The following is a 24,291-nucleotide window of genomic DNA, read 5'->3' on the forward strand; positions in this document are numbered from 1 at the left end:
GGGGCAGGTCCGGAGCCACATCGTCCGGACCCGCCCCGCCCCGCCCCGCCCCCGTATCCCGTCTGCGTCAGGCCGAAGCCTCGGTCAGCAGCTTGAGTTCGGCTTCGGTGAGGGGCAGGTCGGCGAGCGCGAGGAGGGCCGGGAGCTGGGAGACCGTGCGGGCGCTGGCGATGGGGGCCGCGACGGTGGGCTGAGCGGCGAGCCAGGCGAGGGCGACGGTGGCGACCTCGGCTTCGTGGGCGGCGGCGACGGTGTCGAGGGCCTTGAGGACGCGGAGGCCGCGGTCGGTTGTCACGTGCTTGGCGGCGCCCTCGGAGCGGGCGCTGTCGACCGTGGTGCCCGGGCGGTACTTGCCGGTCAGGAAGCCGGAAGCGAGGGCGAAGTACGGGACGGCCGCCACGCCGTTGCGGGCGGCGACATCGGCGAGTTCGCCCTCGTAGGTGTCGCGGGAGACCAGGTTGTAGTGCGGCTGGAGGGCGACGTAGCGGGCCAGGCCCTCGCGGGCGGAGAAGGCCAGGGACTCCTCCAGGCGCTTCGCGGAGATGTTGGAGGCCGCGATCTCACGGACCTTGCCGGCCTGGACGAGGTCGTTGAGGGCGGTGAGGAACTCCGAGACCTCGACCGATTCGTCGTCGTAGTGGGTGTAGTAGAGGTCGATGTAGTCGGTGCGGAGACGGGTGAGGGACTCGTCGACCGCGGCCTTGATCGTGCCGGCGGACAGCCCTTTGTAGTCGGGGTGCGCGCCGACCTTGGTAGCGATGACGACATCGGAGCGATTGCCGCGGGAGGCCAGCCAGTTGCCGATGACGGTTTCGGATTCGCCGCCCTTGTTGCCCGGCACCCAGGCGGAGTAGACGTCCGCGGTGTCGATGAAGTTGCCACCGCCCGCCACATACGCGTCGAGGACGGCGAAGGACTCGTTCTCGTCGGCGGTCCAGCCGAAGACGTTGCCGCCGAGGGAGAGGGGCGAGACGGAGAGCGAGCCGAGGGCCTTGGGGGCATGGGGGGTGTGCGGTGTCGCGGTCATACGTGGTTGCAGCGTTGAGGAGAGGGGGGATATTCCCCCTCCCCTCCATCAGCAACCCAACGGCAACCGGTGTCGGATGCGTCAGACGTTGACGCCGTGGTCGCGCAGCCACGGCATCGGGTCTATCGGGTCACCGGCGCCCGGGCGTACCTCCAGGTGGAGGTGGGGGCCGGTGACGTTGCCGGTGGCACCTACGCGGCCGATGACATCGCCGGTGTCGACCTTGCCGGAGGTCTTCACCATCGAGGACAGATGGCAGAACCAGAGCTCGGTGCCGTCGTCGAGGGTGAGGACGATGCGGTAGCCGTACGAGCCCGCCCAGCCGGCCTGGGTGATGGTGCCGGAGTGAACTGCCTTGACGGGAGTGCCCGTTGGGGCGGCGAAGTCCTGCCCGGTGTGGTCCGCGGCCCAGCGGTCGCCGGCCTGGCCGAAGCTGGCGGTGAGGGTGTAGGAGGAGACCGGGGCGATGAAGCTCTTGGCGAGTTTGGCCAGGCGTTCCGCCTCCGCCTTCTGACGGGCCGCTTCCTCCGCCTTGCGCTTGGCCTCCAGCTCTGCCGCCTCCTTGGCGGCCGCGGCCTTCTCGGCCGCCTTCTGCTGGGTGGCCGCCTCTTTCGCGGCCTGCTGGATCGCGGCCTGTTCGGCGGCCTCGCGGGCCTCCTGCTCGGCGGCGCCCTGCTGTGCGTCGGCCTGCTGGAGGATGCGGCTGCGCAGCGCCTCGCCGGCGTCCGTACCCGTCTGCGTGGTCCGGCTCAGCGGGCCCGGGGAGTCGGCCGCGGAAGCGGCGTTCGCCGAGGCGGCGGAGTCGGCGCCCTCGTTCGCGTCCGAGTCGGATATGAGGTCGCCGATGCCGGGCAGGGACTTGGCGTCCGGCAGCTTGTCGGAGATGTCGTCGGCCATGCCGCCGATGTCGGGCATCGAGATCGGGACCGGCGGGCGGTTCTCGGCCGCGGCCATGCCGCCCGCGCCGACCGCCGCGATGACGCCGACGCCCAGGACCGTGCCGCTGCGGGCGAGTCCGCCGCCACGCTGCCTGGCCACCCGGTGCTTACCGCGGACGGGGCGGAGCGAGTCCTCGCCGGGATTCCATTCCTCCCACGGCCCGTCGCTGTTGTTGTCCGCACCGGGGCCCGGGAAGGCTCCTCGGTCATCGAGCTCGTACGGGGACGAAGCCTCGGGGGCAGGCCTGTTGGACGCCACGGGGGCGCACTCCTTTCCTTCCTTCTCGCCTACCGGGTTAGCTGACGGGTTCGGAGCAGGAAGGTCTCCTACGGGCGCCCTCTGGCGAGGGGGCGTCCGATTCACCCCAAGGAGGTGGTTCCCCGGTTCCCTTGGTGCAGTTCGAAGCGCTGGAGGTGCGTGAAGTGCGCGTGCGGGATTCGGCGTCGGCGCGCGGTGCCGCCTCTTGCGACGGCTGGGACGACCGCGCTGCGTTATCGGACAGTAATAGAGATCGCAGCCGTTTTCCAAGCCTTCCCGCGAATCCATATGTGCTCCGCACAAGCTTTGGCATGGACTTTTTCCTCCGCCAAGGTCGCAAACCAGGGCGAGTTGACCGCGCACTCCTAAACGATCTCTCGTTGATTGTGCGTCAGTCGTTATGCGGAGGGGTGCCCCCCAGTTACGGAGCGTGAGAGCAGTAACGTCGGATCATGGTCGTCAACGTCGGGAACGCCGGACACTCCGAGAGCGCCACGAACACCGGACACCTCGCGCGCACCCCCTACACCACGAGCGACGAGCGCATCGACAGCGGTGCCGGTACGCGGGGAGTGGCGGAGCGGTACCGGGACTTCTCCTGGCGGGAGGCGCGCGGGCGGTCCGACGCCCATGAGGAGTTGAGCGCGCGGATCAGCCAGGACCCGGAGTTCTGCGATCTGCTGTCGGGGTCGCTGCCCGCCGGCGACAAGCGGCAGCCGAACCTCCTGCTCGCCGCCGTCCGGTATCTCGACGGCCCGCACGCGGAGCAGGGCCCGCACGGCGCGGCGGCCTACGGGCGCTGGCGCGAGTGGACGATCCGGCACTGGGACAAGGTGCGCGCGGTGATCATGCAGCGCGCCACCCAGACCAACGAACCGGCCCGCTGCGCCACCCTGCTGCCGCTGCTCGCCCGTCTGCCGCAGCCGCTGGCGCTGCTGGAGGTCGGCGCGTCGGCGGGGCTGTGTCTGCACCCCGACCGCTATCGGTACCGGTATCAGCAGGGGTACGGGGACGAGGGCGGCGCCCATGGTGCCGGGGCGGTCGAGGTGGGGGCGCCGGGGAGCCCGGTGGTGTTCGGGTGCCGTACGGAGTGGCCGGCCGAGCGGCTGCCCGACCGGCTGCCCGAGATCGCCTGGCGTGCCGGTATCGACCTCAACCCGCTCGACCCGGTCGCCGTACCGGACGATCTGCGCTGGCTGCGGGCGCTCGTATGGCCGGGCGACGAGGAGCGCGCGGCGCGGCTGTCGGCGGCCGTCGAGGCCGTCCGGGCGGCGCCGCGGCCGCGGATCGTGCGCGGCGATCTGATCGACGAGCTGCCCGCGCTCGCCGCCGAGGCGCCGCCCGAGGCGACGCTGGTCATCTTCCACAGCGCCGTGCTGACCTATCTCCCGCCCGCCCGCCGCGAGGAGTTCGCACAGCTCGTACGGTCGCTGCTGGAGGGGCGGGCCGGCGGCGGGCACTGGATCTCCAACGAGCACCACTCCGTCCTGCCGTGGATCACCGCGCCGGCGCCCCCCTTGCCGCACCCCGAGGACGAGCTGCTGCTCACCCTCGCGCTGGACGGGCGCCCCGTCGCGCTCACCGGCCCGCACGGGCAGAGCCTGCACCGGCTGCGGGGTGCGGAGGAAGCGGCCGGGGCAGCGCGGACGACGGGGAGCTGAGCGGCTCCACGCCCGTAAGAACCCGCCCGGCAGGCTCTGAGGGCCGGCCGGCCCCTACTTCCCCATCGGCCGCTGCACCGCCAGCAGGGCCATGTCGTCGGCCGGCGCCCCGCCCGTATGCCGTGCGACGTCCTCGATGAGCGTGTCCAAGAGGTCGCCCGGTCCCTGGAAGTGGCGGCCGCGCAGCCTGATCGACGGGTCGTAGAAGCGGCCGATCAGGTTCCGGGCCTCGGTCACCCCGTCGGTGAAGAAGAGCAGCAGGGAGCCGGCCGGGAAGAAGGTCTCGTCCGGCCGGTCCGGCCAGTTCGCCACCTCGCTCATCCCCAGGGGCAGCGCCGGCGAGGCGGGGGCGAGCTCACGTAGTCCGCCGTCCGGGGTGAGTATCAACGGGGCGGGATGGCCGCGGTTGAGGACGCGCAGTACGGACTGTCCGTTGGCGGGGATCTCGGCCAGTACGGCGGTGGTGAAGCCCTCGTGCCGGTCGGGCCCCTCGCGCCGCCCGCGCTCCCGTTGCAGCGCCCGCTCCAGCCGGCCCGCCACCGCCTCCAAGGTGGCCTCCTGCTCGGCCGCCTCCCGGAACGCGCCGATGACGATCACCGCGGCCTCCACCGCCTCCAGGCCCTTGCCGCGTACGTCGCCGACGATCAGGCGTACGCCGTGCGGGGTGTCCTGCACCGCGTAGAGGTCGCCGCCGATCCGGGCGTCCGCCCGCGCGCCCACGTAGCGGGCGGCGATCGCCAGCCCGGCGAGCCGGTCGGGCGGTGTGGGCAGTACGGCGCGCTGGGCGGCCTCCGAGACATCCCGTACGGATGCCAGCCGGGCGTCGCTCATCCGTACGACCCGGTTGATGCCGAGCGCCAGCAGGGCGACGACGAAGACCGTGACGATCTCCGTCACCGACTCGTGGTAGTCCAGGGCGGCGCTGCGATAGGAGACGACCCAGATCTCGCCGGCCATGGCGCCCATGGCCGCCAGGGCGGTGCCGCGCAGGGTGGAGAGCGGCGCCGCGACCAGCGGGGCGGCGGAGAAGAAAGGCGCCGCGGTGTAGCTGGGCGGCGTGCTCATGTCGAAGGCGAGGCCGCCGACGATCAGGAGGACGGGGAGCCAGCGTGCCAGGCGCTGCCCCCACGGGGACATCCGGGCGCGGCGGGCCAGCCGCTCCTCGTCGCCCGTGGGGGACCCGCCGCCCTGCAGCATCCGCACCGGCCTCTTCCCGCTCCTGCCCGTCCGTACGCGCACCGTCGTGTGGGCCGCCTCGACGTCCCAAGGGTTCCCGGTACGGGGCGGCGCGGCGAGTCCTCGGGGGCCGGACGGGTCACGGCGCCGCACACCGCCGCTGCCCGCCCCGTACGGCGGCCACAGGGGGTACGACCGCCACACCCGCCAAGATCGCCCCCGTCAGCGGGACTTGAGAGCCGTTGCGGCCGTGCGACGCGGCCACCCGACGACGCTCCCGTGCCGACACCGCCCCCACCAGCGCCAAGGGCCCGGACCGTCCACGGTCCGGGCCCTTCTCAAGGCTCTGCACTGCTGGTCGGACGGGTCTTCCCGTCCACATCTGGTGGGCCATCAGGGGCTCGAACCCTGAACCAATGGATTAAAAGTCCCGACGAACTGGGGACCGACGGTCTCAGGTAGTCCACCGGAGTCCAGTTCTCCCTGGTCACAGCACCTACGGCTGACGCCAGGTCCAGCGCCGGACCGGCCTGTGTCACGCCGTCCGCTCACGCATCGCTCACGCATGGCGGACGGCTGACCAGGCATTCGGCGCAGCTCCTTACGCGTAGGTATCGCAAGTCAGGCAGCGACGGGTCGCCACTCGCCCGGTGTTGCCCTCGGTGGCTCGCAGCGGCTGCGACTCCGATATGCGGGACCAGGCATCTGGATCGGGGCCGGCCACCCAGCCGAACTTCGGCCCAGCGATTTCGCTGTCGGAGAGGTGGTTGCAGCCGGGCAGGTGAGCGTTCCCCGCGGGCGACACGATGATGGCGTGGGGCAGCTGCCCGTGGCGGCTGGCCTGTTTCGGTGCTTGGCCGCCAACAATGCGAGGAGCCACACCCTCGGACGGGCAGGCGCACCCCGCCCCGATGATGAGATCACAGCGATCGCAGCGCTGTTCCGTCACGGCCTGTCGTCCTCTCCTGTCGAATGCCCGGCTCCTCACCCAAGTCCCGTGAGACGAGAGCTGGTGAAGTCGGATCACCATCCCACCTTCCTCAGCCCCAGTCCGGCGATTGCTTCGTGTGCCTCCGGAACCCTCTGCCACCCCCGTAATGACTGGTTGCCAAGCGGCTTTGGCCACGCGACGCGGACCTATCCTGTGCCCTGAGCTTGGGAATCAACGGGGCGTACATGCCTCATTGCGGGTCCGACCTGCGTGAAAGTGGGCTGCGCGGCAGGGTGGAGAGGGCCAGTGGGGACCCGTGTTGACCGTGGTTTACCGCCCGTTGGGGCACGCGGAGGGCACGAGCCTGGTCAGGAGGCCACTGTCGACGCCAGGGTTCCCTCGCGGGCAGGTGGGAGTAGGGGGCCACACGGGTACCCGAGGTGGGATTGCTGGTGCAAGCGCTCAATATGCCGTTGTCCATCAGGTAGCGATCGCATCGAGCATCGCCCGGTAGCCGTACACCTCCGGCTGTCCGCCCCGGCCCCGCATCCAGCTCGGCACCGGCAGTAGCGGCCGGAGCGCCGCCCACTCCGCGTCCGGCCTATCCGTCGGAAAGGCGGCTGCCGGGAGCCGTTGCCGGTGGTGTTTCCGAACCGGCGAGCCAGGCAGTCACTTTTCAGGGCGACCGAACTGGACTGCCCTTCCATAAACATGGAGCACTACGGAGCCGGGGCCTCCTGCTGCTCGGTGATTCGACACCAACGAGCTGTTCAGGAGGCCCCGGCCCGTATGCGCCGAGCGCCCCGCGACCACTCCATCGGGACCGCCGTTCGACGCGCATCTCTCAAGATCGGGATGAAACGCTCTTCGACCAGGGTGCCGGGCTCTTCCGATCGCGCGACCGCACCCTTCGGCCGTGGGGGGCCGCGGCTAGGTGGCCGACGTCCGGTACTTCAACCGGGACGCGTTCAGGGGCGGGCAGGTGCGGTCCCGGACCCAGGCGGTACCGGCCGCGACGACGCCGACCATGGCGAACGGCCCGACCAAGACGTTGACGATGCCCTGGAAATAGTCAAACGCGTAAGCACCCACGAAGTTGAGCGCGGTGGCTGTCAGGGCCGCTGCCAGGAGAATGAGGGGAAGGGCCTTGGTTATGGCCCGCAAGGTCTCTTCGTGTGCGGGGTCGTGTTGGCGCTGGAGTTTCGCGGCCACGGCGCGCCGGATCAGGAAGAAGGCGGCAACCAGGCACACGGCCCAGCCCACCCACATCAAAGGAACGCCGGGATTGGGGTAGTTGTGCACCTCCACCACCGGCGGCCCGCTCAGCTGCGTGGTCATTGATTCACTGCTGCGGTCCAAGAGGCCACCGGGTGTTCCTGCCAACCAGAGGATGACGGCGACAACGGCAGGTATGGCGGCGCCCTTGGCCGCCGCGACGGCGGTCTCCTTCAGGTAGGGGCGCGAAGGCAGCAGACCGCGTTCGACCGCCCAGGAGGTGGCCAGCGCGTCGATGTCACCGCCGATGTAGTCGGTGACCGACCGGCCGTCGAAGGCGGCGGCGGTCAGGTCGGCTGCCAGCTCTTCGGCCATCTCATCGGTCGCCTCCTGTTCCAGTCCGAGGCGGCGCCATGTCTCCATGGCCTGGTGTATTGCGTCCTCGACCGTCAGCGTCATGATTCCTCCCGAGTGGTCTGGCTGATGATGGAGCCGATGCTCGTGGCGAATTCGCTCCAGTCGCGGCTCCACGACCGGAGCATCTGCATGCCCGCTTCGCTGGGCCTGTAGTAGGTACGGGTGGGACCCCCGTCCCCGCTGCGGCGTTCGATCTCGACCAGCTCGCGTTTACGCAGACGCGCCAGCGCCGGGTAGATCGAGCCGTCCGCGACGTCGAGCCCGGCCTTGGCGAGCCGGACGGTCATCTCGTACCCGTAGACCGGACCCTCCGCCATCAAGGCCAACAGGCACATGTCCAGCACCCCTCGTAGCCACTGGGCGCGTGGGGTGGATCTTTCCTCCATGGCCAGTACCTTACACAGCATGAGTCGTGCACTGCAAGCTAGTGCGGTGCAAGGTAGTGCAGGTCTATGCGGGAGCGGTACGTGCGCCTCGGCCGCCCGGCACCGCAGGCGAACCCTTGGAAGTCACCGGCACTCACTGGCCCCCTCCGCCTGAGCCGGACCACGGGGGGCTTTTCGGTGAACCCGGCCTCGTCGAGGATCTGCGTCCCTGCGTATGCGGCCGCGTGGACCGGAGCGTCGGCATTCGCGATGTGGACCACTGACTCTCATCCGGCGCGTTGACGCGTACGCGCTATGGGTCGCGGAAGCCCCGACATGGTCCGGGCTTTCTGGCCCTCGTGGCGTCGACCTCGTGGAAGTGCGCGCGTCTTGGCCGCGGCGGATTGCCGGTTCGGCAAAAGCCCTCGACGGCTGTGGACGGCGGAGTCATCCAAGAGTTGGCCCTCTGCCTTGCCCTCTACAGCCGGGCCTCTTCCGCCAGTACCGTTGCATGCTCACTCGATGCGAATACGGGACTTCGGGGGGCGTGCCCAGTGGCGGGGAGCGAACTGACACTCGGTAAGACGATCGCCAAGGCGCGCAGGCGCAAGGGATGGCCGCAGCGGGACCTGGCTGCGATGATCGACCGGTCGGAGAGTTGGGTGTCTCAGGTCGAGCGGGATGTCATCCCGGTCAACAGCCTGGATGCACTGCGTCAGATCGCCGATGCCTTGGATATTCCTCTGGCCGAACTTCTCGCTGTCGCGCCGTCTGGGCCAGCGCCGGTATCGACCCGGCGTCGGTCCACCTCGGCTAGGGTTGTGCGCAATCTTGGTCCAGAGGAGGGGGACGACCCCGTGCGACGCCGCGAACTTCTGGCCGCTGCGGCGGTGGTCTTCACGTCCCCGCTGGCCAGTGCCTCTCCGGCCGAGGCCAGCACTCTCGCGCCCCTGGAAGACCACCTGCTCTACGGCATTGCCACCGTGCCGAAGCGTGGTGAGGTGTCACCGGCCGGCGTCGCTGCCGAAGTGAAGGCGTCCCGGCAGGAATTCCGAGCCGCCCGGTACGACACGCTGGCCCGTAACCTGCCTGGCCGGATCGCCCAGGCTCAAGCCCTGGAGCCGGCGGAGAGGTCGGCCACCGCGGTGGCCGACCTCTACAACATCGCCACGCGGTTGTGCATCAAGCTCGGCGAGGATGGCCTGGTGGCGATCACCGCGGACCGTGCGCTGACCTCTGCGCGGATCGGCGGGGACGCCCTGACGATCGCCGAGGCGCACCGGATGGTCTCCAGCGCGTGGCGTCGCCAAGGCCATCTCGCACGCGCCACCGACATCGCCGTCAGGGCCGCCCAGGACGTTCGCGCGGACCGCCGTACCCCCGAGGTAGCCCGGCTGGCCGCGCACGGCTCGCTGCTGGCCACTGCCGCGTACACGGCAGCGAAGAGGGGCGACCGGGCCACCGCACACGCACTGATCGGTGAGGCCACCGAGACGGCGGAAGCCGGCCGGACGAGCCCCGAGGCCCGCACGGACACCGGTACCCAGCAAGTGCTGCTGCACCAGCTTTCCGTCCACTACCTGCTCGGTGACGCCGGGCAGGCGATCGACCTCGCCCGGACCATCAACCCCGCGGCCCTGCCGACCGCCGAACGGCAGGGGCGCTTCTTCACTGACGTGGCCCGTTGCTTCGACCAGTGGGGCAAGCCCGAGCAGTGCTACCGGGCTCTGCTGGCGGCCGAACGGGCCGCACCACAGGAGATCCGGCGCGGGTCGGTCAAGAGCCTCGCCGGCGGTCTGCTCCGGCATGACCGGACCCTCCCGGGCGTCCGGGCGTTCGCCGCCCGCGCGGGCATGGCCGTCAACTGACCCACCCGCAAAGGGATTACTACCTCGCAACCTGGTTGCGGATCTGCCTGTTGCTCCGGCGGTTGACTCGTACTCAGCCGCCAGGGGCCGCGTACGGCCGGCCTTTCCTCGCCCCTGGCGGCGGTGACGACCACCACCGTCTTCGAGGAGTTGCACCATGGATGCCACCCGTGCCGATCAGCAGCCGCTGCCGGGTCAGTTGCGCCCGGCGGGCACCGACGGCATCGACCAGATCCAGGCGGACATTGCCGCAGCTCTGCGCTCCACCATCATCCTCCCCCCGTATGACGAAGTCCTCCGGCTGATCGACACCCTCAAGGGCCATCTCGGCCCGCTGATCAGACAGGCCAAGGAGCACGTCCAAGAGCACCGGCCGGGCGAGGTCGCCTGGTACCGGGAACACGCCCAGATCGACAACGCCCAGATCCAGCTGCGGTCCGGGCCTGGCGATGGGCTGGTGTCGGCCGCCCGTCGCCTTCAGTCGCTGGCCCGGTCCGTTCAGCAGCTGCTCCGCCAGATCCACCACGAACAGGGGGCGTGAAGTGACGCGGTCCGAGCACGGAGCCAGGGGCCGCCACCGAAGCGGGGAGCCGCGGCTGGACATCTGGCTGGGGCGTCTGTGGCTGCTGGGTGCGTCGGCCACCCTCACGCTCCTGACCCTGACCGTGCAGCAGGACGCGGACCACACCCTGACAGCCCCGGTCTCCGTACCCGACACCGACCCGGCGCCGCCCGTCTAGGCGCCCACAGATTTCCCGCCGGAACCCCGGTGGGAGAACCGGAGAGAAAGGAACATGTGATGAACGACCTGATCGTCTCGAAGCGTTCCGTGCAGGCCGCCCGCAGCCAGGACCGGCTGAGCGACGGCGGCGGCACCGGCAAGGGCGACGGCAACGACTGATCGGAGCCGTAGATGACCGCCATCTCCTCGGCGGTCCGGAGCCTCGGCGGGGACTTCCCCGCCGAGGCGTTCGGCCGCACCTATCGCCTCTGGCCGCACGTCGGCGACTTCTCGGACCTGTTCACCTGGGACGACCTCAACCAGATCATCGCCCGGCACCGCCTCGAACCCCCACGGCTGCGGCTCTTCAACGACGGCAACCAGATCCCGCAACACCGCTACGCCCACCCCGTGGTGTCCAAGCGCCACACGGTCTGGCACCGGATCGAGCCCGCCAACCTGCACCACCAGCTCAAGGACGGCGCCTCGCTCGTCCTAGACGCCGTGGACGCACTGCACCCCGGCGTGGAAGACCTCGCGACCGCACTGGAGCGGCACTTCCGCACCGATGTGCAGGTCAACCTCTACGCCTCATGGACTCCGAAGGAAGGCTTCGGAGTGCACTGGGACGACCACGATGTGGTGGTCCTCCAACTCGAAGGCGCCAAGCGGTGGAAGCTCTACGGCGCCACCCGAGTCGACCCGCTGCGCGTCGACACCGAGGCACCCGAGCCACCAACCGGGAACCCGGTCGCAGAAATCGTGCTCAAGGCCGGCGACATGCTCTATCTGCCCCGCGGGTGGTGGCACGCCGTCGCCGCCACCGAAGGCCGGTCCCTCCACCTGACCTGCGGCCTCAAGCCCACCACCGGAGCGGACCTCCTGTCCTGGCTCGCGGACCACCTGCGGGTCTCGAACACCGTCCGCGCGAACCTGCCGTACTTCGCCCCGCCGGACGAGCGGACCACGTATCTCCAAGCCTTGCGCAAGGAGTTCGGCGACGCCCTGCACGAGGGGGTGATCGAGGAGTTCATCAACGCACGGGGGAGCACGGACCCTGGCCGGCCGATGCCGTCACTGCCGTTCGTGGACGGCATCCCCGCGGACGGGAGCCTGTCCGTCCGGCTCACCGCTGCCGGAGCCTGGTACGGCGTGGACGAGGTCGGCCACGTCGTGTTCAGCGCCGGCGGTCAGGAGTGGACGTTCAGCAGGCCGGTCCTCGCCGTGATCAAGCTCCTCCTTGACAGAACCACCGCAACCCTGGGCGAACTGTCGGTAATCTCGGGGCTCCCCGTCGGCCACGTCGCAGCCCTTGTCTCCGAGCTGGTCGAGGCCGGTGTCGCCGCTGTCAGCCGGAGAAGGTAGCCGACGATGTTCACTGCCCCTGAGCCTGCCGTCAGGGACCGCATGCTCTCCGCCCGCGGCCACGTGTGTGCCCTGCTGGGCCTCGCCGACACCACGGGCGGAGAAGTATGGGGATATGCGGGCAGGACGCTCTCCGGGGCCGTTCACACGCCCACGGGTGCTGCATGGCTGCGACTGGTGAGTGACCCCCAGGAGAAGAGCGGCGGGAAGTTGTGGGAAGGCCCCCGGGAGGCTGAACGGTCCATGCCACCGGCGGTGCCCCGGCCCCGGCTGCTCGGCCTGTACGACTGGTCGGCAGACGGCTGGGACTACCGGGCGGAGCACTACGAGTTCGTCGCGGCGCCGCCCGCGGCCAAGGGCCCGGTACTCCACCACCACGCAGATCTCCCGGACGCCTGGTGGCAAGAGCTCCACCAGGCGCTGACACACATCGCGCTTGTTCGCACGGACCGTCAGGCGGTGCGCGAGCAGTACATCCGCCGTCGCGTACCGGAGTTCACCGGCGCCACCCCTGGCGAGATCACCTGGACCACGGCCCACGGCGACCTCCACTGGGCCAACCTCACCGGCCCTGCCCTGACCCTTCTGGACTGGGAGGGCTGGGGCACGGCGCCCCTCGGCTACGACGCCGCGAACCTCTACCTGCACTCCCTGCCGGTGCCGGACGTCGCCGAGCGCATCCGCAAGGAGTTCGCTCATGTACTGGACACCCCGGCCGGCCGGATCGGTGAACTGACCGCCTGCACGGAAATCCTCCAGGCAGCCGCACGCGTGCCGTTCTACGCCGAACTGGCTGACGGCGTACGGCACCACCTCGCTCGGCTGAAGGACTCACGGCCCGGATCAGCGCCGTCGGGCCGGTGAGCGCTGCGAGGTAGGGAGAGCGGCTGCTGCGGAGGCCGACGCGACGGGCTGTAGCGCGGTGCTGCGGGCCACGGCGGCCTGTGCTCGAGGGCCAGGGGTGTGGCGCTGGCCGAGGCGCTGAATGCGCCAGGTCAGCGCGCGGGCGGGGTGACGGGCGTCGTCCAGGGAGCGCTGGCTGAGCGCCTGATCGAGGACCGTGGCCGCGTTGTGGCCACTCGCCTCTGCTTCGGCAAGCACGGTGGTGAGTGCATCCCAGGCCCGGTCCTGCACGATGCGCTCGGCGTGCTCGGGGATGGCCTGCCGGAGGTGGTGGGCGTAGCGGTGCTTGGTCTGCTGGCCGGGAGCGCGGCGGGCGAGGTTGCCGAGTAAGGGTTCGGTGACCGGTCCGTATGCGGCCTGGAGGTGGACGAGGGCCTGCTGGGCTGCCGCCTCCTGCTGAGCGTGCTGATGCCTGCGGTGCCAGTGCATCGCGAAGGCCACCGCGGTGAGCGCGGAGTCCAACAGTATCGCCGCCCCCGACCCGTCGCCCGCCGTACCGGGATCACGCCAGATGGCTTGGACGCTGCGGCGCAGGACGCGTGCGCTGTCGCGATCGCCGGTGATGCGGGAGCGGGTGGCACGCTCGAAGGCAGCTGCGGCCTGCCGCAGTTCGGCCTTCGCCGCAGACGGGGCGGTGACCGGCAGAAGGTCCAAGACCGCGCCGAGCGCGACCAGCTGTCCCTGGGCCACATGGTCGTCACCGCGGGTGAGGTGGCCGGGGATGCGCTCAGTGGCGGCTGTGGCCTGGTGCCACGGATCGCCCGGCCGCACAGCGATCGGCTCGGGGCGGGTGTCGGTGAGGCGTTGGCGGATCTTGGGCAGGGAGAGGTCGCCAGCCAGGGTGGAGCCGGAGAACCACACCGGCTCGCCGTCCTTGTTGACGTCGCCGGGAAGCGCGACGCTGAAGCCGAGCACGTCGCCGGAGGGCCCGGTCTTCGGCCGCACGGTCACGCCCATCGCCTCCAGCAACGCGAAGAACTCGGCCTCGCTGGACGCGGCTGCCACCGCGCGGCGTACCCGCAGGCGCAGGACCTCGCGCGCCGTGGCGTCCTGGCCCTGGCGCTTGGCCTTGAAGTGCTCCTTGCTGGTCGGGCGCTTGGCGGCCGTGCCGTCACCCGGCTTGAGCCGCCTCAGCCCGTAGTCCACTTCGATCTTCCGAGCCTCCTTCTGGACAGCGCGCTGGTCGTAGCCACGACGCGGGCGCCGACCGTCCTGGCGCACCAATGTGGCGGCGATGTGAATGTGGTCGTCCGCGTGGCGCACCGCCACCCACCGGCACGCCTCCTCATCCCCATCAGGCGCGATGCCGGCGGCAGCCACAATCCGGCGCGCCACATCCGCCCACTGGGCGTCGGTCAGGATCGGGTCCTCGGGCGCGGCACGGACGGGGCAGTGCCACACGGTGAACTTCGGGGCCTTCTCACCCAGCATCTTCACGGGCTGGTCGAGCTGTGCGGCGAGCTGGTCCGCCACGACTTTGGGGGCGCGGTGCGGACTGCGGCCGGGGTCGGGGGCGAAGCCGTTCCAGGAGGCCACCAGGTGGGGGTCCGTGTGCGCGTTGGCCCGGCCCTTGCCGAAGAGATAGCCGATCGTGCGGCGCGTGGCATGTGGACCCTTGCCGAGGATGATCTTCGGTATCACTGGCTCACCGACCCGTGGTCACTCGGTCGATGGCGGTGTCCAGCTCGGCGACGGATGCTTCGACGCGGTCCAGGAGCCGGTGGACGGTGTCGTGGTGGGGCCAGGCGCGGTCCTGGTTGAGGTGCCAGGCGAGCTGGTTGAGGTTGCTTCCGACCATGGCGAGCTGGCGGTTGGCGCCCATCAGTGCCTTGACCGCGGCGCGGTAGTCGGCGACGGCTGCGGTGGGGTCGTCGGAGCGGGCAGCAGCGAGCGACGACTCGGCGACGTAGCCGCCGAGCGCCATGTGACTCAGGTCAGCGGCATTCTGGACGAGGCCGAACTCGTCGTCGTTGTAGCGGGGGTGGACACGCTTCTCACGCAGCTGGGGCTCACGCAGACGGCGACGCGGGGCAGACTCTGGTGGCGCGCTCGGCGACGACTGGCTGGCCTCTCCCTCGGTCGGCTCCCCCGGGCCGGCCGACTCCGGCGTCCCTTCGGCGCCGGACGCCTCCGCCTCCCCTGGGGCGGAAGCCGGGTAAGGACTCCTTACCCCACAACTTGCTGCGTCTGAAGCTGGGGCGGTGGTCGTCCGCTGCTGGGACGAGGGGAGTTCGAGTTCGTCATTTGGGTCATGCATGTGGGCTCCTACGAGCGGTGGTGCGGGTGAGGGCCCGCCCCTCTCGTGCTGATGCGCGGGAGAGGCGGGCAGGGGTGACGTGGGATGTGGGGTTCAGCCGGTACCTGCGGCGGCCTGGTCGAGTTCGGCCTGCAGCAGGTTCTTGACTTCATCCAGGCGGCTGCGGGAGATGCCGAATCCCTTGTCGCGGATCGCCTTTTCGATGTTGCGGCGCGAGACGCGCCTGGCCCGGCCGAGGGGGGCTGTGCGGCCGATGTCGACGGCCTCTTCCAGGGAGAGGCTTGGCTGGTTGCCTCCGAGCCTGCCGTGCTGGTGCGCGGCTTCCGCCACTTGCTTGGTTGCCGGTTCATCCACGGTCTTGGCATTCGTGGCGGGGAGCGGTGCTGTGGCGCTGGCCGTGTTTCCCCTGGCGTGTGTGTGGCTGTTGTTGTGGCGGTGGCCCTCGGTGTCGGGGGCGGTCGGGCGCCGGGCGACGAGAAGGTAGAAGTGAACGGCTCCGGCCAGGGCGAGTGGGGCGATGGCGGAGATGACGCCGACGGTGATGTCGTCGAGGGCAAGTCGTGTGTGGCGGGCCTGCTCGTTGAGGCGGATGGCATGCAGGACGTTGGCCCAGATGCTTGTGGCGGTCGCGATGCCGACCAGCGCCGAGACATAGAGGCGGGCGGACAGAGGCGCTTCCCGCAGGGTGAGCAAGGCGCCGATCCCTATGGCGATGAACCCGTCGATGACGAGCGGGAAGGCGTAGGTGAGCGCCGGGTGGATGTGGCTGGCGGCGGCCATCTGACGCAGGGCGTCGTAGGAGAGCGCGAAGGCCGCCACAGCCAGTAGCGCCACACCCATGCGGATCGCAGCGGCCAGCGGCACCGGGGAAGCGGATGGGGTGGTGCGCGGTGCAGGCAAGCGTGGTGCTCCAGAATGCGGGGCTGATGTGGCCGTGGTCTGGGGGACTCGTCGCGACTCGTTGCACGCCTGGTCAGAGCAGGTACGGGTGCGGCGGTGATGTCGAGTCGACTCGTTGTCGGTCTCCGACTCGTCCCTGCGCTGACCTGCGTGGAGACGAGTCGCGACGAGTCGTGCCGGGTCAGGCGCCGGTCGTGGATTCCGGCGTGGGCTCGGGACAGTAGCGCGCCCAAGAGTCGGCGAACTGCAGGCGGGTGAAGCCCTTGGCCTGGGCGTTGCCGTGGAAGCGGCGGGTTGCCGAGCTGATGCCGTGCTCCTTGAGCAGGATCTGCAGGCCGCGAGGGGTGAGGCCGTTGGCGGTGTGCTCCGGCCAGGGCGTCTCGTCGTCCTGGTTGAGGATGTCGAGGAGGCGGCTGGTGCGGAGCGCGGGTGGGTTGCCTTCGGTGGCGAAGGCGCGGCGGATGTCGGCCAGGAGGCGGATGCCCAGGCTGCTGCTGTCCTGGTCGTGCTCGGCCTCGTGTTTGGCCATGACCCGGCAGGCGGCGCGGGCGAGGTCGGGCCACTGGCCTCCGGCGAGGTCAGCGATGGAGACCAGCGGCTGCCAGGTATCAGCCGCGCGGTCTTCTACCGGCATGGTCGGCGTCAGCTCCATCGCGTCGGCGTGGAGCGGTGCCAGCCAGGCGACGAACCGGTCGCGCAGCGCGTGGAGGGCCGGGCGAGAAGGTGCGGAACTCCGCCACCTTCTCGCCCGGCCTGCGGCGCCGCATCCGGATGACGATCGACCGGTCCATGATCGTGTCGGGCAGGTCACCGATACCCGCGAGGGCTGCCATCACGAAGGTGGGGAACTTCGCGACCTCGTGGTTGGGGCCGGAGACCCGGAGGGTGGGGCGGTTGCGCTGGTGTCCCGCGTTGAGCAGGCCGCGCATCTCTTCGTTCTTCTCCGCGACCTTCACGGAGCCGAAAAGCGTGTCGGCCTCGTCAACCAACAGCGTCGGCGGGGTGTCGGTGATCGACCGGAACACCGCCGCAGCCGAGGCGTTGACCGTGATCAGCGGATCATGGACGCTCTCGGTAATCACGTCCAGGAGCCGCGACTTGCCGCACCGCTTGGCCGGCCCCACGACGGCCAGCCGCGGAGCGTGCTGCCATGCCGTCTGCAGATGGGTCGCTGCAATCCACAGGGTTACCGCCGTGAAGGCTTCCTCACCCGGCAGCACGACGTACCGACGGATCTGCTCCCGCAGCTCCGTCAGCACCCGCTCGCCTTCGGATACCGGGGTGGGGTTGGGTATGACGGTGGGCGGCTCTTCCGGTGACGGCAGAGATGGGGCGTCACTCGGCTGGCCGGGGACGGCGACAGGCGGCCATACGGGCTTGTCGGAGTCGGAATAGGGCTCGGCTCCCGCATGTTCCACAGGGCAGCTCCTCGTCTGGCGGTGGCGGGCTTGCACGCCCTTGCCGCCGGGTTGGTTCTTGACGGGCCGTTCGGGGTTGCTGGGGCCTCCGGCGTTGCACCGCCGTGGGCCCCTCCCCGTCTCGCGGGCACCAGGCCATCGCGAGGGAACACGGACCGTACGTCCACCCCCGCCAACAGTCCAGCGGTTCTGTGTCAGCTCAACGCAGAATCGCCTGCTACGCTGCCGCCCCTTCACGCCGCCAAACCGAGTAGATCCAGCAGATCCGCAGTCACCACCCGGTAGGCGTTGCCGAGCCGCAGGACCTTGCACGGGTATGCGCCCCGCTTCGCCAGCTCGTAGCCCTTGCTCCGGCCGAGCCCCAAGGCGCGATTGCTGGTCTCCAGGTCAACGGCGACCGGAAGCGCAAGCAGATCTTCCCGGCTCATCCCGTTCATTCGTCCGGCTGCGGCGTTTTCGCGCATACGGCGCCCCTTTCGGTACAGCCCTCGGCGAACGTGGCCCTCACGTCCGGCTCCAGGCGTCTACCAACCAGGATCCTCAAGCTAATGTGTCTACATGACACAGAGCGTTGTTGATGATGAAGAGGACGGCTTCCCTGAGTGGGAGGACCGGGTCAAGGCCAACGTGGCCGGCGAAGTCCGGCGGAGAAGGAAGGAGATGGGATGGAGCGCTCAGGATCTGGCCGACCAGTGCGAGAGGCTCGGGCACCCCATCCCACGCAACGTGATCGCCAACATGGAGTCCGGGCGCCGGGCCAGCCTCCCGCTGGTGGACGTCATGGTCCTGGCCGCCGCCCTGGAGACCTACCCGGCATGCCTGATCTTCCCGGTCGGATACGTCGACCAGACCCAGGAACTCCCGTTCCAGGACCTCGTACCCACCTGGGACGCCCTGCGGCGCTTCACCGGCGAACAGGACGTGCCCGGCCATGACGCGGGCCTGGTGCCCGACTTCGAAGCCCACGCCGACCTCGTCGGCACCGCCCTGGCCGCAATCGAAGAGGAAGAACGGGCGCGGTTCACTGCCGAAGCGGCAACCAACCCCGCCCAGCAGGAAGAAGCCGAAGGCAGGCGGGCCAAGTACGCCGACCAGGCCCTCTCCGCCAAGTACCACCTCCGCTATCTCCGCCGGGACCTCCGCGACAACGGAGCCACCCCACCCGACCTGCCACCCGCACTGGCCGACGTCGACCCGCCCGAGGACGACACCAACACCACACTGGAGGAACGCCTTTGAAGGGCTCCACGCACCGCCGTTGCTACTGCCGTGACCCCAAGACCGGCAAGCCGCTCGGCAAGAACTGCCCCAAGCTCAGCAGCCGCAAGCACGGCTCCTACTCGATACGCCAGGAACTCCCGCCCCGCGAAGACGGCACCCGCCGCTCCTTCAGCCGCGCCGGCTACGAGAGCCTCAAGGCCGCCCAGGCCGACCTCGACCACATACGCGCGCTGCTCGCTCTCGTCGACCAGGACGACCCGGACAGCACTGAGCGGCTGACCACCATGCTGGAGGAGATCGCCGACGAGAAGGCACCGCTACCCGAGCCGGAGGGGACTCGCCGACGGCTGAGGGCCGGCCTGGCTCTGCGTGGCACCATCACCGTCGGGGAGTGGCTCGACTCGTGGTTCGCCTCCAAGAAGCGGCGCAAGACGACGCTCAACGGCTACGCGTCGCACATCCGTGTCCACCTCAAGCCGCGCATCGGGCACATCCGCCTCGACCGTCTCCACGTCGGGCACTTGGTGGAGATGTTCGATGCCATCGCGCTCCAGAACGAGGTGATCGAGGCCGAGAACCTGGCCCGCAGCGAGCAGATCGCTCGATGCAAGCCGAGCAAGCCGGGGCGGCCCACCGCCGCCGAGCGGACACGCTTGGCCGAGGAGCAGCAAAAGCTGGCCGAGATGAAGCCGTTCCGGAAGCTGAACGGCCCTGCCACCCGGCAGGCCATCCGCCGGACTCTGCGCGCTGCCCTGAACGCCGCCATCGCCCAGCAACTCATCGCGTTCAACCCGGCGGCCCACGTCGAACTCGAATCCGGCAAGCGGCCGAAGCCCTTGCTCTGGACAGAGGAGCGCGTTCGCCGCTGGCGCGAGACGGGCAGGCTGCCGAGCCCCGTCATGGTGTGGACACCGGCACAGTTCGGTGTCTTCCTCGACTCCGCCGAGGGCGACCGCCTGTACCCGTTCTTCCACCTCGTCGGGACCCGCGGCTTGCGGCGCGGTGAGGGCGTCGGTCAGGAGTGGACGGACATCGATCTGGAGGCGGGGCTGATCACTCCCGCCAAGGAGATCGTGGTGGATGGCTGGGCCCCGTACGAGTCCGCGCCCAAGACCGACGGCAGTGCCGGCACGATCGCGCTCGACAGCCTGAATCTGGCCGTTCTGCGGGCCCACAAGGCCCGGCAGGGCGCGGAGCGCCTGGCGTGGGGCTCCGCGTGGCAGGACACGGGCAAGGTCTTCACCCAGGAAGACGGCTCGTCCCTGCACCCGGAAACCGTCTCCGAGACCTTCCGCCGCATTCTGGCGTCAACGGCCCTCCCGCCGATAACGCTTCGCGATCTGCGCCACGTCGCGGCCACCCTGACGCACGGAGGCGGCGGGGACATCCACACGGTGAAAGAGGTCCTGCGCCACTCCACCATCGCCCTGACCTCGGACACGTACACGAGCCTGCTGCCCGAACTCGACCGCGAGATAGCCGAGAGGGCGGCGCAGCTCGTCCCGAGGAGCCGCCGGACAGGACCCGTTGCCGAGGGCCCCGGCGCTCGCGCTCACGCATCGCTCACGCACAAGCCGAAAACGAAACAGCGCCCCGACCGGCCGGAGCCGATGGGAGCGCTGCCTTGCAGGTCGGAGGAGGTTTCCCCGACCGATGATGGTGGGCCATCAGGGGCTCGAACCCTGAACCAATGGATTAAAAGTCCACTGCTCTGCCAATTGAGCTAATGGCCCGCACCGAGCAGCATAGCCCGAGGACGTGCCACAGCCCGAAGGCATTAGGTATCGGGGTGCTCGGCGGGGTGCCGCGAACCCCTGTGACGGGCCCGCCGACGCGCTGTCCGCACCCCCCAACACACAGGGCCCGTACGGCACTTGCGTGCCGTACGGGCCCTGCGATCAGAGCTGGCGATCAGCCGTTGCGCTTCCAGCGCGGCTTGTCGTCACGGCGGCCGTAGGAGCCGCCGGTCGTGGCGCCACGGTGGTCGTCACGGCGGCCGTACGGGCGGTCGCCACCGGTGCGGTGGCCGCCGGCGGCCGGACGGCCACCGGAGCGGTCGTCACGGTTGAACGGACGGTCGCCGCCGCCGGAGCGGTAGCCACCGGAGGCCGGACGGCCGGTGGAGCGGTCGTCACGGTTGAACGGACGGCTCGGACGGTCGCCGCGGTCGCGGTTGAAGCCACCACCGGAGCGGTCGTCACGACGGTCGAAGGAACGGCCACCGGAGCGGTCGTCACGACGGTCACGGTCGAAGGAACGGCCGGCGGGGCGGTCGTCACGACGGTCGCGGTTGAAGCCACCACCGGAGCGGTCGTCACGGCGGTCGCGGTTGAAGCCACCACCGGAGCGGTCGTCACGACGGTCGAAGGAACGGCCACCGGAGCGGTCGTCACGACGGTCACGGTCGAAGGAACGGCCGGCGGGGCGGTCGTCACGACGGTCACGGTTGAAGCCACCACGGTCGCCACGGTCGTCACGACGGTCACGGTCGAAGGAACGGCCACCGGAGCGGTCGTCACGACGGTCACGGCGGTCGAAGTTGCCCCGGTCGTCGCGGCGGTCGGCGGGGGCCGAGCGGCGCTCGTCCGACGCGACGGCCTGGGCCGGCACGACGGCCTCGGCAGCGGCCTCGGCCTCGGTGATCTCGGCAGCGGCGGCAAGCGCCTCGGCCGGGTCCTCACCGCGCTCGCGGGCGGCACGGGCGGTCAGCCGGTCCGCCTCCTCGCGCAGCTCGGTGGCGCGGCGCTGCAGACGCTCCAGCTCGCGGGTGAGCTCGCTCACCTCGCGCTCGGCCTGCTTGGCGCTGTTGTTGGCGGACTCGGCCTGCACCTCGGTGAGCGAGCGGGCGCCGGTGATCCGGGCCACATCCTCGTCGAAGGCACCGGAGCCGCCGACGATGTGACGCGAGGCGTCCACACCGGCGTCCTCCATCAGGCGGAAGATCTGGCGGCGCTGGTGCGGCAGCGACAGCGAGACGACGGTGCCGGACTGGCCGGCGCGGGCGGTACGGCCCGAGCGGTGCAGGTAGTCCTTGTGGTCACCGGCCGGGTCGACGTTCAGGACCAGGTCGATGCCGTCGACGTGGATACCGCGGGCGGCGACGTCGGTGGCGACCAGCGCGTTGACGTAGCCGTCCTTGAAGTCCGCGAGCACCCGGGTGCGGGCGCCCTGCGTCATACCGCCGTGCAGCGCGTCCGCCTTCACGCCCGCGTCGACGAGCTGCTCGGCGATACGGTCGGCGCCCAGCTGCGTACGGACGAAGATGATGGTGCGGCCCTTGCGGGCGGCGATGGCGGCGGTGACCGGCGCCTTGTCCTTCGGCTTCACGACGAGGACGTGGTGGGTCATGGTGGTGACATTGCCCTGGGCGCTGTCGACCTCGTGGCTGACCGGGTTGCTCAGGTAGCGCTTGACCAGCGTGCCGATCTCGTTCTCCATCGTGGCGGAGAAGAGCATCCGCTGACCGCCGGCCGGCACCTGGTCGAGCAGCTCGGTGACCTCGGGCAGGAAGCCCAGGTCGGACATCTGGTCGGCCTCGTCGAGGACGGCGACCTGGACGTTCTCCAGGGAGCAGGCGCCACGGTTGATGATGTCGCGCAGCCGGCCCGGGGTGGCGACGAGGACGTCGACGCCGCGCTCCAGGGCGTAGATCTGGTTGCCCATGGACGTACCGCCGCAGACGACCTTCATCTTCAGGCCGAGGACGTCGCCGTAGGGCTGGAGGGCGTCGGCGACCTGCATCGCCAGCTCGCGGGTCGGGGTCAGGATGACCGCGCGGGGCTTCTTCTTCTCGGTGTGGCCGCCGGCGAGCTGCGCCAGGGTCGGCAGACCGAAGGAGAGGGTCTTGCCGGAGCCGGTGCGGCCACGGCCGAGGATGTCCTTGCCGGCCAGCGCGTCCGGGATGGTCGCGGCCTGGATCGGGAAGGGGGTGGTGACGCCGTTCTGCGCGAGCTTGCGGACGACGCCCTCGGGCAGTCCGAGGTCGGCGAACGTGACGGTGTCGGTGTCGGCGTCGGTGTCGGACTCCGCCGCGGCGGAGATCTCGGGCGCCGCGTCGACCGCGGTCACCTCGGGGGCCGTCTGCTCGTCCTGCTCATCGAACGCGGGCATGACGGACTGCTCAGTGGAAATGGACATGCGAAATGCGAAACCTTCCGGAGTCTCGGCACGCGCCCAAACTCCGTGTGTTTCACACGACCGCCTCTATGCGGTCAGCCACGGCAAGGGAGAGAACGCGCCACGCGGCGCGCTTCTTTTCTGGCGCCGGGCAAATGGGATCAAACGATCTACCACCATACGCACTCCGCCCCCCGGATGGCAAATGGCCCTCTGGCCATGGCCTTCCGGCCGGTGCCTTCGCGGCCGCCCGACCAGCCTACGCGCCCTCCACCCGCCCTGCGTGAAACCCGTCACGCCCCTTCGTCCTCGCTCGCCTCCGCCGCCGATTCCGCCTCCGACGCCATCGGTGAGACGGGGGACGGTCCGGACGCCTGAGAGCTCGGCGGCGGCGGCGCGGAGCCGGTCGCCGGCGGGCTCGGCTGGGCGGGGGGCGTACTGGGCGCGGGCGAGGCGGGCGGTGTGGACGGCCGGTCGGGGTGCGACGGCGACGGGTGCACGTGGCCGGGGCGTCCGCCGTTTCCGCCGGAGCCATGGCCCCCGCCCCCGCCCGCGCCGGGCTCCGGGCCCGACGGCTGCACCGGGCTGGAGGGCGTAGCGGGCTCGGACGGCGTCGGTGTGGCGCTCCCCGACGGGTCGCCCGCCTTCTCGTCACCGCCGGCCGGGTGAGCCGGACCACTGCGGCCCATACGGTGCGGCCCGGTGCCGCGGCCGTCCACGGTCACGCCGCCAGGGCCGGGCGCGGCGTCCTTGCCGTCATGGCGCGTGGTGCTGCCGGACGGCTTCTGCTCCTCCGGATCGCTCACGCTCATACAGCCGGCCAGCGAGACGGCCAGCGCGGAGACGGTCACCGCCGCGGCGACGACCCGGGAGCGCACACGGCTCGCCGGCGGCTGCGGCGAGGCGGGGGCGGGGACGTCCGCGGGGAGAGAGACGGGGACGGGGGTGGAGACGGAGACGGCAGGGGTGGAGACAGGGGCAGGGGGCGGCGTCGGGGACGGGTGACGGTAAGGGCGCGGGCGCACGGCGGGACCTCCGGATCCGGAGCGCAGGGACGGCGACACGGACGCCCTGCCCAACTCCCGCCCCCCGCTTGAGGACACGCGCGGCGCCCGGCCGATCGCCTCAGCCGTAGCCGAGCGCGTGGAGCCGCTCGTCGTCGATCCCGAAGTGGTGCGCGATCTCATGAACGACCGTCACCTCGGTCTCCGCGACCACGTCTTCGCGTGTGGCGCACATCCGCAGCGTCGGCCCCCGGTAGATGGTGATCCGGTCCGGCAGCACGCCCGCGTACCACTCCCCACGGTCGGTCAGCGGTGTCCCCTCGTACAGCCCGAGCAGCTCAGGGTCCTCCGCCGGGGGTTCGTCCTCGACGAAGACCGCCACATTGTCCATCAGCCGGGTCAGCTCCGGCGGGATCCGGTCCAGCGACTCGGCGACCAGTTCCTCGAACTCCTCGCGCGTCATTTCCAGCACACCACCATTCTCCGCTACCCGGCCCCGCATCCGATCGTCGCGGCCCGCCCGCCGCAC

Annotated in this window: 19 protein-coding genes, 1 tRNA gene, 3 pseudogenes and 1 riboswitch; of the genes and pseudogenes, 9 read left to right on the forward strand and 14 right to left on the reverse strand. The window is 70.5% G+C overall.

Translation table 11 applies throughout. The annotated features are described in order from the left end of the window. Positions 1-67 precede the first annotated feature (67 nt). Positions 68-1,027 (reverse strand): aldo/keto reductase, encoded by a 960-nt coding sequence (locus tag KI385_RS21440; RefSeq protein WP_238573808.1) that lies wholly within the window; start codon positions 1,025-1,027, stop codon positions 68-70. 81 nt (positions 1,028-1,108) lie between these two features. Further along, positions 1,109-2,224: a M23 family metallopeptidase gene (locus KI385_RS21445; RefSeq protein ID WP_238573809.1), complete on the reverse strand. Its 1,116-nt coding sequence runs from the start codon at positions 2,222-2,224 to the stop codon at positions 1,109-1,111. Between the two features lie 11 nt (positions 2,225-2,235). After that, a riboswitch (cyclic di-AMP (ydaO/yuaA leader) is annotated at positions 2,236-2,383 on the reverse strand. Positions 2,384-2,676: 293 nt separating this feature from the next. Between KI385_RS21445 and KI385_RS21450 the strand changes: the two genes are divergently transcribed. Beyond that, positions 2,677-3,885 carry a DUF2332 domain-containing protein gene (locus tag KI385_RS21450; RefSeq protein WP_238573810.1) on the forward strand — a complete coding sequence of 403 codons (1,209 nt, stop codon included), beginning with the start codon at positions 2,677-2,679 and terminating at the stop codon, positions 3,883-3,885. A gap of 54 nt (positions 3,886-3,939) precedes the next feature. On the opposite strand, the gene KI385_RS21455 is transcribed toward KI385_RS21450, so the two are convergent. From KI385_RS21455 to KI385_RS21465, 3 genes are all read right to left on the reverse strand, one after another. Beyond that, entirely contained in the window at positions 3,940-5,082 is a 1,143-nt protein-coding gene (locus KI385_RS21455; RefSeq protein WP_238577783.1) for a PP2C family protein-serine/threonine phosphatase, read from the reverse strand. Between the two features lie 1,840 nt (positions 5,083-6,922). Further along, positions 6,923-7,738 carry a hypothetical protein gene (locus tag KI385_RS21460; RefSeq protein WP_238573811.1) on the reverse strand — a complete coding sequence of 272 codons (816 nt, stop codon included), beginning with the start codon at positions 7,736-7,738 and terminating at the stop codon, positions 6,923-6,925. Beyond that, positions 7,663-8,010: a PadR family transcriptional regulator gene (locus tag KI385_RS21465; protein ID WP_238573812.1), complete on the reverse strand. Its 348-nt coding sequence runs from the start codon at positions 8,008-8,010 to the stop codon at positions 7,663-7,665. The genes KI385_RS21460 and KI385_RS21465 overlap by 76 nt, the downstream gene beginning before the upstream one ends. Positions 8,011-8,543: 533 nt before the next feature. Here KI385_RS21465 and KI385_RS21470 point away from each other — a divergent pair. From KI385_RS21470 to KI385_RS21495, 6 genes and pseudogenes are all read left to right on the forward strand, one after another. Beyond that, a pseudogene (locus KI385_RS21470) lies at positions 8,544-8,732 on the forward strand (helix-turn-helix domain-containing protein); the annotation flags it as partial. A gap of 114 nt (positions 8,733-8,846) precedes the next feature. Continuing rightward, positions 8,847-9,857, forward strand: coding sequence for an XRE family transcriptional regulator (locus tag KI385_RS21475; RefSeq protein ID WP_238577784.1), 1,011 nt, complete (start codon positions 8,847-8,849; stop codon positions 9,855-9,857). A 157-nt stretch (positions 9,858-10,014) separates the two neighbouring features. Further along, entirely contained in the window at positions 10,015-10,398 is a 384-nt protein-coding gene (locus KI385_RS21480) for a DUF6415 family natural product biosynthesis protein (protein ID WP_238573813.1), read from the forward strand. A 1-nt stretch (position 10,399) separates the two neighbouring features. Continuing rightward, the gene (locus KI385_RS21485; protein WP_238573814.1) at positions 10,400-10,597 is read left to right on the forward strand and encodes a hypothetical protein; all 198 of its coding nucleotides are present in this window, start codon (positions 10,400-10,402) and stop codon (positions 10,595-10,597) included. Positions 10,598-10,770: 173 nt separating this feature from the next. Then, a complete protein-coding gene (locus KI385_RS21490; RefSeq protein WP_238573815.1) occupies positions 10,771-11,943 on the forward strand; it encodes a cupin domain-containing protein in 1,173 nt (390 codons plus the stop codon). Positions 11,944-11,949: 6 nt separating this feature from the next. Continuing rightward, positions 11,950-12,807 (forward strand): aminoglycoside phosphotransferase family protein, encoded by an 858-nt coding sequence (locus tag KI385_RS21495; RefSeq protein ID WP_238573816.1) that lies wholly within the window; start codon positions 11,950-11,952, stop codon positions 12,805-12,807. On the opposite strand, the gene KI385_RS21500 is transcribed toward KI385_RS21495, so the two are convergent. The 5 genes and pseudogenes from KI385_RS21500 to KI385_RS21520 form a co-directional block, all read right to left on the reverse strand. Continuing rightward, on the reverse strand, positions 12,787-14,487 hold the full coding sequence (locus tag KI385_RS21500) for a relaxase family protein (RefSeq protein WP_238573817.1): 1,701 nt from the start codon (positions 14,485-14,487) through the stop codon (positions 12,787-12,789). The genes KI385_RS21495 and KI385_RS21500 overlap by 21 nt on opposite strands. Before the next feature lie 4 nt (positions 14,488-14,491). Then, entirely contained in the window at positions 14,492-15,103 is a 612-nt protein-coding gene (locus KI385_RS44225) for a MobC domain-containing protein (RefSeq protein WP_342593467.1), read from the reverse strand. A 93-nt stretch (positions 15,104-15,196) separates the two neighbouring features. Continuing rightward, positions 15,197-16,003, reverse strand: a complete 807-nt coding sequence (locus KI385_RS21510; RefSeq protein WP_238573818.1) for a DUF2637 domain-containing protein — start codon at positions 16,001-16,003, stop codon at positions 15,197-15,199. Between the two features lie 181 nt (positions 16,004-16,184). Then, positions 16,185-17,421 (reverse strand): annotated as a pseudogene (locus tag KI385_RS21515) (DUF3631 domain-containing protein). 233 nt (positions 17,422-17,654) lie between these two features. Next, positions 17,655-17,885, reverse strand: coding sequence for a hypothetical protein (locus tag KI385_RS21520; RefSeq protein WP_129280715.1), 231 nt, complete (start codon positions 17,883-17,885; stop codon positions 17,655-17,657). Between the two features lie 94 nt (positions 17,886-17,979). On the opposite strand from KI385_RS21520, the gene KI385_RS21525 reads away from it, so the two are divergent. After that, positions 17,980-18,660 carry a helix-turn-helix domain-containing protein gene (locus tag KI385_RS21525; RefSeq protein ID WP_238573819.1) on the forward strand — a complete coding sequence of 227 codons (681 nt, stop codon included), beginning with the start codon at positions 17,980-17,982 and terminating at the stop codon, positions 18,658-18,660. Then, positions 18,657-20,159, forward strand: a pseudogene (locus tag KI385_RS21530) (site-specific integrase); the annotation flags it as partial. The gene KI385_RS21525 and the pseudogene KI385_RS21530, both read left to right, overlap by 4 nt. Before the next feature lie 140 nt (positions 20,160-20,299). Here the strand turns inward: KI385_RS21530 and KI385_RS21535 are convergent. The 4 genes from KI385_RS21535 to KI385_RS21550 form a co-directional block, all read right to left on the reverse strand. Next, positions 20,300-20,375: transfer RNA gene (locus tag KI385_RS21535), tRNA-Lys, on the reverse strand. 178 nt (positions 20,376-20,553) lie between these two features. Then, a complete protein-coding gene (locus KI385_RS21540) occupies positions 20,554-22,779 on the reverse strand; it encodes a DEAD/DEAH box helicase (protein ID WP_238573820.1) in 2,226 nt (741 codons plus the stop codon). 272 nt (positions 22,780-23,051) lie between these two features. Beyond that, the gene (locus KI385_RS21545) at positions 23,052-23,783 is read right to left on the reverse strand and encodes a hypothetical protein (protein WP_238573821.1); all 732 of its coding nucleotides are present in this window, start codon (positions 23,781-23,783) and stop codon (positions 23,052-23,054) included. A gap of 100 nt (positions 23,784-23,883) precedes the next feature. Then, positions 23,884-24,234 (reverse strand): metallopeptidase family protein, encoded by a 351-nt coding sequence (locus KI385_RS21550; protein ID WP_181924054.1) that lies wholly within the window; start codon positions 24,232-24,234, stop codon positions 23,884-23,886. Between the last annotated feature and the right edge of the window lie 57 nt (positions 24,235-24,291).

Origin of the sequence: Streptomyces inhibens (assembly GCF_022221585.1) — a bacterium.
GTDB classification, from domain to species: domain Bacteria; phylum Actinomycetota; class Actinomycetes; order Streptomycetales; family Streptomycetaceae; genus Streptomyces; species Streptomyces inhibens.

Excerpts from the sequence above, each read along its gene's own strand:
- KI385_RS21440 (WP_238573808.1), bottom strand. The coding sequence starts at position 1,027 with ATGACCGCGACACCGCACACCCCCCATGCCCCCAAGGCCCTCGGCTCG.
- KI385_RS21450 (WP_238573810.1), top strand. The coding sequence starts at position 2,677 with ATGGTCGTCAACGTCGGGAACGCCGGACACTCCGAGAGCGCCACGAAC.
- KI385_RS21455 (WP_238577783.1), bottom strand. The coding sequence starts at position 5,082 with ATGCTGCAGGGCGGCGGGTCCCCCACGGGCGACGAGGAGCGGCTGGCC.
- KI385_RS21465 (WP_238573812.1), bottom strand. The coding sequence starts at position 8,010 with ATGGAGGAAAGATCCACCCCACGCGCCCAGTGGCTACGAGGGGTGCTG.
- KI385_RS21480 (WP_238573813.1), top strand. The coding sequence starts at position 10,015 with ATGGATGCCACCCGTGCCGATCAGCAGCCGCTGCCGGGTCAGTTGCGC.
- KI385_RS21490 (WP_238573815.1), top strand. The coding sequence starts at position 10,771 with ATGACCGCCATCTCCTCGGCGGTCCGGAGCCTCGGCGGGGACTTCCCC.
- KI385_RS21495 (WP_238573816.1), top strand. The coding sequence starts at position 11,950 with ATGTTCACTGCCCCTGAGCCTGCCGTCAGGGACCGCATGCTCTCCGCC.
- KI385_RS44225 (WP_342593467.1), bottom strand. The coding sequence starts at position 15,103 with ATGCATGACCCAAATGACGAACTCGAACTCCCCTCGTCCCAGCAGCGG.
- KI385_RS21520 (WP_129280715.1), bottom strand. The coding sequence starts at position 17,885 with ATGCGCGAAAACGCCGCAGCCGGACGAATGAACGGGATGAGCCGGGAA.
- KI385_RS21525 (WP_238573819.1), top strand. The coding sequence starts at position 17,980 with ATGACACAGAGCGTTGTTGATGATGAAGAGGACGGCTTCCCTGAGTGG.
- KI385_RS21540 (WP_238573820.1), bottom strand. The coding sequence starts at position 22,779 with ATGTCCATTTCCACTGAGCAGTCCGTCATGCCCGCGTTCGATGAGCAG.